This is a genomic window from Ferruginibacter sp., from assembly GCF_031391665.1.
Taxonomy (GTDB): Bacteria; Bacteroidota; Bacteroidia; order Chitinophagales; family Chitinophagaceae; genus Ferruginibacter.
Genome location: NZ_JANMUN010000181.1, coordinates 1 through 2329 on the forward strand (window position 1 = coordinate 1; position 2329 = coordinate 2329).

Consider the following 2329-nt stretch of genomic DNA (forward strand, 5'->3'; position numbering starts at 1 on the left):
AGATGGGCGCCAATGCCTACCTCACCAAAACGACTGATCCTGATGAGATCTACCAGGCCATTCTTACTTGTATGAATGATGATTTTTATTTTAATGAGCTGGTCAATAAGGCGGTACTCCTCAAACTCCAGCATAAAAAAACGGTTCGCCAGTTTTACCCTAACCCTGTAAAGCTTTCTGAAAAAGAAATACGCATCTTGAAATTGATCGCGGAGGATAAAACCACTGAAGAAATTTCCAAAATAATTTTTCTTAGCCCACGTACGATAGAGACTATACGCCAGAACATGAAAACCAAAGTGGATGCAAAAACTATTGGTGGTTTAATTATGTACGGTATGCGGAACAAGTTGATTGAGTAATTTTTTTGAGTTAATTTTTTATCTCAACGTGGTTAAAAAATAGAAATATCCTTTTATACATATATTGATATGTCGATATCTCTCCGTAGGGTATCGTAAAATTCCCATCCCCAACATAGGGTAATTACACTCTTTCTTTAATCTTATTATAATTTGATCTTGCAGTTTGGCGTTAGTATAATGTTAATACTAATCCAAAAACCCAAAATATGATCCCCAAAAGCGAAAGTGACGAACCGATAAGAGTAATAATTGCCGATGACCACGTTTTATACCGTGCTGGTGTTAAAACTGCTTTAAGCGCAAAAAAAGATATTAAAGTAATTGCCGAGGCCGATAACGGTATGCATTTACTTAATATGCTTAAAAATGTTGCCACAGATGTAATACTGCTGGATATACAAATGCCGGTGATGGATGGCATTACCACTTTGCCCGAAATTAAAAAGTTGTATCCCGATACAAGGATAATTATGCTAACCATGATGGATGACCATAGTATGATTACTAAGTTAATGGAACTGGGCGCCAACAGTTATCTTACAAAAACCAGCGACAGCGAAATAATTTACGAAGCAATAAAAACCTGTTACGAGCAGGAATATTATTTTAATTCTTTAACTAATAAGGCCCTGCTTACCAACCTGAAACAAAGGAATTTTACTACGCCTCAAAAAATGATGCAGCAGGAAGCCCAGTTGAATGATAAGGAAACGCTTATTTTAAAATTAATGTGCGAAGAAAAAAGCACTAAAGAAATTGCCGATATAGTTGACCTTAGTCCACGGACTGTGGAAGCTATACGGGATAAATTAAAAGTAAAAACCGGCGCCAAAAGTACAGCAGGTTTAATAATGTATGCTGTAAAGCATAAAATATTAAACGACGAAATCTGATTCTAAAAATATCTGAAAAACGAAGTCTCTAAAACTGTAATGAAGAAGTAAATCCTGCCTGCAATGGCAGGATTTTACTTTTATTGGATTTTGTTATTGGCGAAGAAAATTTTTTACGGGTTTGATTAGAATATATTTGCAGTATGGGCTGGTTTAATTACAACGGAAAAATTTATACAAGCGAAACTGCCATTATTGGTGCAGCTAACCGTGGCCTGCGCTATGGCGATGGTTTATTTGAAACCATGAAAATGAAAGCCGGTAATTTGGTTTTAGAAGATGAACATTTTGCCCGCCTTTGGAAAGGAATGCAGGTGTTGCAGTTTACAGTTCCCAAACATTTTAATCCGGATAAATTAACAGCAGAAGTGTTGCTGATTGCTAAAAAAAATCAGCATGAAAATGCGGCAAGAATAAGAATAACTGTTTTTAGAAGTGATGGCGGTTTGTATGATGCTGCAGATAATTTTCCTAATTATATTATTGAAACCTGGGCATTGCCCGAAGGCAACGGCGAATTGAACAGTAATGGCCTGGATATGGGAATTTATGCGGACGTGAAAAAAAGCTGCGATATACTCAGCAACCTCAAGCACAATAATTACCTGCCGTATGTAATGGCAGCACTGCAGGCAAAAAAACAAAAATGGAACGATGCTGTTGTAATAAATAATTTTGGAAGAATTTGCGATAGTACTATTGCAAATATTTTTTTAATAAAAGACGAAGTGGTTTATACACCAGCATTAACCGAAGGCTGCGTTGCAGGTGTTATGAGAAAGTTTATGATCGATCAATTAGCTGCAACAGGTTTTACCTGCATTGAAAAGGAAATAACTGTTGAGGAACTTTTAAATGCCGATGAAGTTTTTTTAACCAATTCTATTTATAATTTACGCTGGGTAAAAAGTATTAATGATAAAAACTTTGGCAATATACTTACTCAAAAAATTTATGCTGCTGTTGCGCCAACCATTTTGTAATTCAATTGTTATTGCCTGAATTATGCAAACTGTAAACATATTTTGGTTTAGAAGAGATTTGCGCCTTACGGATAATGCCGGGCTTTAT

At 35.9% G+C, this 2329-nt stretch carries 3 protein-coding genes; all 3 read left to right on the forward strand.

From position 1 onward, the window contains the following. Window positions 1–362 (forward strand): response regulator transcription factor (locus ACY651_RS13785; protein ID WP_462253713.1); only part of this gene is annotated, 362 nt, incomplete at its 5' end. 209 nt (window positions 363–571) lie between these two features. Continuing rightward, window positions 572–1258, forward strand: coding sequence for a response regulator transcription factor (locus tag ACY651_RS13790; RefSeq protein WP_462253715.1), 687 nt, complete (start codon window positions 572–574; stop codon window positions 1256–1258). A 143-nt stretch (window positions 1259–1401) separates the two neighbouring features. Continuing rightward, on the forward strand, window positions 1402–2241 hold the full coding sequence (locus tag ACY651_RS13795; protein ID WP_462253717.1) for an aminotransferase class IV: 840 nt from the start codon (window positions 1402–1404) through the stop codon (window positions 2239–2241). Window positions 2242–2329: the final 88 nt, after the last annotated feature.